The following is a 5,683-nucleotide window of genomic DNA, read 5'->3' on the forward strand; positions in this document are numbered from 1 at the left end:
TATAAACAAAAAAAGACCCAATCGTTATGATTGGGTCTTTCAAAAAAGGCGGCGACCTACTCTTCCACAGTAAGCAGTACCATCGGCGCAAACGGGCTTAACTTCTCTGTTCGGAAAGGTAAGAGGTGAGCCCCGTCGCTATAACCACCTTAAATTTTAGCTATTAGCTTTAAGCATTTCGCTTTTTGCTCATAGCGCAGCAAAGCTGCAAATATCTTAACATATTGAAAATTATACATGATAAATCATTGTAATCTTAAAAAAACAGGCGTACAATAAGCCTACGGGTTATTAGTACTACTCGGCTATGACATTACTGCCTTTACACCTGTAGCCTATCAACGTGGTCATCTTCCACGACCCTTTAAAGAAATCTCATCTTGTGGTGGGTTTCGCGCTTATATGCTTTCAGCGCTTATCCCTTCCGAACGTAGCTACCCTGCAATGCTACTGGCGTAACAACAGGTACACTAGAGGTTCGTCCAACTCGGTCCTCTCGTACTAGAGTCAGATCCACTCAAATTTCTAACGCCCACAGTAGATAGAGACCGAACTGTCTCACGACGTTCTGAACCCAGCTCGCGTGCCACTTTAATGGGCGAACAGCCCAACCCTTGGGACCTTCTCCAGCCCCAGGATGTGACGAGCCGACATCGAGGTGCCAAACCCCCCCGTCGATGTGAGCTCTTGGGGGAGATCAGCCTGTTATCCCCGGAGTACCTTTTATCCTTTGAGCGATGGCCCTTCCATGCGGAACCACCGGATCACTATGCTCTACTTTCGTACCTGATCGACCTGTATGTCTCTCAGTCAAGCTCCCTTATGCCATTGCACTCTACGCACGGTTACCAAGCGTGCTGAGGGAACCTTTAGAAGCCTCCGTTACTCTTTTGGAGGCGACCACCCCAGTCAAACTACCCACCAAGCACTGTCCGTCGTTAGACGTTAGACTCTAGATAAGCAAAGGGTGGTATTTCAACAATGACTCCACAACGCCTGGCGACGCCGCTTCAAAGTCTCCCACCTATCCTACACATTACTTATCCAAAGCCAATACTAAGCTATAGTAAAGGTTCACGGGGTCTTTTCGTCCCACTGCGGGTAATCGGCATCTTCACCGATACTACAATTTCACCGAGCTCATGGCTGAGACAGTATCCAAATCGTTACACCATTCGTGCAGGTCGGAACTTACCCGACAAGGAATTTCGCTACCTTAGGACCGTTATAGTTACGGCCGCCGTTTACTGGGGCTTCATTTTAGATCTTCGCCGAAGCTAAACCCTCCACTTAACCTTCCAGCACCGGGCAGGTGTCAGGCCCTATACGTCATCTTTCGATTTAGCAGAGCCCTGTGTTTTTGATAAACAGTCGCTTGGATCTTTTCACTGCGGCCTATCTTTCGATAGGCGACGCTTCTCCCGAAGTTACGCGTCAATTTTGCCTAGTTCCTTAGCCATGAATCTCTCGAGCTCCTTAGAATTCTCATCCCAACTACCTGTGTCGGTTTAGGGTACGGGCTGCTTCACTCGCTTTTCTTGGAAGTCGATTCGCTAGATTATCACCGCGGCCGTAGCCTTAGTGTACTATCAGGACATTACTGTTCCCTTCAACGCACAATTCCGTCTGTGCGCACTAACTTTTCGCCTCCGTCACTTTTAGTGTGAGCAGGTACAGGAATATTAACCTGTTGTCCATCCACTACCCCTTTCGGGTTCGCGTTAGGTCCCGACTAACCCTCAGCTGATTAGCATAGCTGAGGAAACCTTAGTCTTTCGGAGTGCGGGTTTCTCGCCCGCATTATCGTTACTTATGCCTACATTTTCTTTTGTAGCTTCTCCAGCAAACCTCACGATTCACCTTCGACGACACTACAATGCTCCCCTACCACTTTTACAAGTCCATAGCTTCGGTAGTATGTTTATGCCCGATTATTATCCATGCCGAACCGCTCGACTAGTGAGCTGTTACGCACTCTTTAAATGAATGGCTGCTTCCAAGCCAACATCCTAGCTGTCTAAGCAGTTCAACCTCGTTTATTCAACTTAACATACATTTGGGGACCTTAGCTGATGGTCTGGGTTCTTTCCCTCTCGGACATGGACCTTAGCACCCATGCCCTCACTGCATTACATCATTTTATAGCATTCGGAGTTTGTCAGGAATTGGTAGGCGGTGAAGCCCCCGCATCCAATCAGTAGCTCTACCTCTATAAAACTAATAATACGCTGCACCTAAATGCATTTCGGGGAGTACGAGCTATTTCCGAGTTTGATTGGCCTTTCACCCCTACCCACAGGTCATCCGAAGACTTTTCAACGTCAACCGGTTCGGGCCTCCACTGTGTGTTACCACAGCTTCACCCTGCCCATGGGTAGATCACACGGTTTCGCGTCTACCACTACTAACTATAGCGCCCTATTCAGACTCGCTTTCGCTACGGATCCGGACCTGAAGTCCTTAACCTTGCTAGCAACGGTAACTCGTAGGCTCATTATGCAAAAGGCACGCCGTCACGGATAAATCCGCTCCGACCGCTTGTAAGCGTATGGTTTCAGGTTCTATTTCACTCCCTTATTCAGGGTTCTTTTCACCTTTCCCTCACGGTACTAGTTCACTATCGGTCTCTCAGGAGTATTTAGCCTTAGCGGATGGTCCCGCCAAATTCACACAGGGTTACACGTGCCCCGCGCTACTCAGGATACTACTATCTTATCATCGCTTACCTATACGGGGCTATCACCCTCTTTGGCCTGTCTTTCCAAACAGTTCTAATTCACTTTGACTCGAATATTGTAGTCCTACAACCCCAGCATTGCCGTAACAATACTGGTTTGGGCTATTCCGCGTTCGCTCGCCACTACTAGCGGAATCACTTTTGTTTTCTTCTCCTCCGGGTACTTAGATGTTTCAGTTCTCCGGGTTCGCCTCCTTTCGGATACTATATCTTCAATATAGTGGGTTGCCCCATTCGGATATCTGCGGATCAATTTGTATGTGCCAATCCCCGCAGCTTTTCGCAGCTTATCACGTCCTTCATCGCCTCTGAGAGCCTAGGCATTCCCCATACGCTCTTATGTAGCTTATTGTACTTTTTGTCTTTTTAATGAGTTACATTTATTGCTCGTTACAATAAATATTTGATTCTTGTTAAATACCTAAGTATAAGTATCTAACTTTTTTCATGTATCTTTTTCAATATGTCAATGAACGTTTTCAACTTGCGTTGATAGTGGAGAATACCGGAGTCGAACCGGTGACCTCCTGCGTGCAAGGCAGGCGCTCTAGCCAGCTGAGCTAATTCCCCTGTTTTAGTTGTCAGTATTCAGTATCCAGTAATCAGTTGTTGATGTACTGTGTACTGCAAACTGCGTACTGTAAAACTGGTTTCCCAACTTCTAGAATTTCCTTTAATTAGTAGTCTCAGGCAGACTCGAACTGCCGACCTCTACATTATCAGTGTAGCGCTCTAACCAGCTGAGCTATGAGACTCTACTTAATTATATCATAAAATTAAATTAACAGCAAGAGAATAAAATCAAATCGATTCTATTAGTATATGAACTTTCCTTATCAGTCGTCTTTCTCTAGAAAGGAGGTGTTCCAGCCGCACCTTCCGGTACGGCTACCTTGTTACGACTTAGCCCTAGTTACCGATTTTACCCTAGGCCGCTCCTTGCGGTGACGGACTTCAGGCACTCCCAGCTTCCATGGCTTGACGGGCGGTGTGTACAAGGCCCGGGAACGTATTCACCGCATCATGGCTGATATGCGATTACTAGCGATTCCAGCTTCACGGAGTCGAGTTGCAGACTCCGATCCGAACTGTGATAGGGTTTATAGATTCGCTCCTTCTCGCGAAGTGGCTGCTCTCTGTCCCTACCATTGTAGCACGTGTGTAGCCCAGGACGTAAGGGCCGTGATGATTTGACGTCATCCCCACCTTCCTCACGGTTTGCACCGGCAGTCTTGTTAGAGTTCCCGACTTGACTCGCTGGCAACTAACAACAGGGGTTGCGCTCGTTATAGGACTTAACCTGACACCTCACGGCACGAGCTGACGACAACCATGCAGCACCTTGTAGATAGTCCGAAGAAATAAGCATCTCTGCCTAATGCAATCTACATTTAAGCCCTGGTAAGGTTCCTCGCGTATCATCGAATTAAACCACATGCTCCACCGCTTGTGCGGGCCCCCGTCAATTCCTTTGAGTTTCATTCTTGCGAACGTACTCCCCAGGTGGGTCACTTATCACTTTCGCTTAGCCACTCAGACCGAAGTCCGAACAGCTAGTGACCATCGTTTACGGCGTGGACTACCGGGGTATCTAATCCCGTTCGCTCCCCACGCTTTCGTCCATCAGTGTCAATACATTGTTAGTGATCTGCCTTCGCAATTGGTATTCTATGTAATATCTATGCATTTCACCGCTACACTACATATTCTAACCACTTCACAATGATTCAAGATAACCAGTATCAAAGGCAATTTTACGGTTGAGCCGCAAACTTTCACCTCTGACTTAATTATCCACCTACGGACCCTTTAAACCCAATGATTCCGGATAACGCTTGGATCCTCCGTATTACCGCGGCTGCTGGCACGGAGTTAGCCGATCCTTATTCTTACAGTACCGTCAGCTCTCCACACGTGGAAAGGTTTCTTCCTGTATAAAAGCAGTTTACAACCCATAGGGCAGTCTTCCTGCACGCGGCATGGCTGGATCAGAGTTGCCTCCATTGTCCAATATTCCTCACTGCTGCCTCCCGTAGGAGTCTGGTCCGTGTCTCAGTACCAGTGTGGGGGATCCCCCTCTCAGGGCCCCTATCTATCGTTGCCATGGTGTGCCGTTACCACACCATCTAGCTAATAGAACGCATACTCATCTTTTACCGATAAATCTTTAATATAATAACCATGCGATTACTACATACTATGGGGTATTATTCTTCATTTCTAAAGGCTATCCCCCTGTAAAAGGTAGATTGTATACGCGTTACGCACCCGTGCGCCACTCGTCATCAGAAAAGCAAGCTTCTCTATGTTACCGTTCGACTTGCATGTGTTAGGCCTGCCGCTAGCGTTCATCCTGAGCCAGGATCAAACTCTTCATCGTTAAATTTTTAAGTGTTGCCACTTGTTTCTTAACAACTAATAGGAATTTTCAAAAGTCTCAATATGATTTATTCTCTTGTCTGAACTAATCGTTTCCAATTAATTCTTACGCTGTCAATTCAATATGTTAATGAACGTATTTTTTAATTCTCTTAAGGCGTTTATCTCTTAAGCGGGTGCAAATATAAAACGCTTTTTCTTATCTCCAAAACAAAACTAAATTATTTTTAATTTTATTTTATAACTCCACTTTTCAATACCTCTTCAGAACTACCCTAAACACCCCTTCGGCGTTTCGAGGGTGCAAATATAAAACCCTTTTTTATTTCCACAACTACTTTATTAAATTAATTTTTAAACTATTTTTTTGACATACCTAAATGGCTTGTTGTCAGTATTTAAGACCAGTGAAAAAATTGAAAATCATACCCGAAAATCTAATCCTCTTATACCTTATTATATGTACTACTAAAATTAAAATTTGCCTTATGTTAACTCATTGACCTAAACTTCCGTTTAATAAACTGATTAATGATTAAGCCCGCGTTAGGGATTGTAGTGGATAGC

General features: G+C 45.7%; 2 tRNA genes and 3 rRNA genes. All 5 read right to left on the reverse strand.

From position 1 onward, the window contains the following. Window positions 1-43: 43 nt before the first annotated feature. Window positions 44-152: ribosomal RNA gene (rrf, locus tag DFQ05_RS13525) — 5S ribosomal RNA — on the reverse strand. Between the two features lie 119 nt (window positions 153-271). Continuing rightward, window positions 272-3,089: ribosomal RNA gene (locus tag DFQ05_RS13530) — 23S ribosomal RNA — on the reverse strand. A 144-nt stretch (window positions 3,090-3,233) separates the two neighbouring features. Beyond that, window positions 3,234-3,307: transfer RNA gene (locus tag DFQ05_RS13535), tRNA-Ala, on the reverse strand. A 111-nt stretch (window positions 3,308-3,418) separates the two neighbouring features. Beyond that, a tRNA-Ile gene (locus DFQ05_RS13540) sits at window positions 3,419-3,492 on the reverse strand. A gap of 99 nt (window positions 3,493-3,591) precedes the next feature. Further along, a 16S ribosomal RNA gene (locus tag DFQ05_RS13545) occupies window positions 3,592-5,117 on the reverse strand. Together the 16S, 23S and 5S rRNA genes with 2 tRNA genes alongside form the textbook arrangement of a ribosomal RNA operon. Between the last annotated feature and the right edge of the window lie 566 nt (window positions 5,118-5,683).

The sequence above is a fragment of the Winogradskyella wandonensis genome (assembly GCF_004346845.1).
Classification (GTDB): Bacteria; Bacteroidota; Bacteroidia; order Flavobacteriales; family Flavobacteriaceae; genus Winogradskyella; species Winogradskyella wandonensis.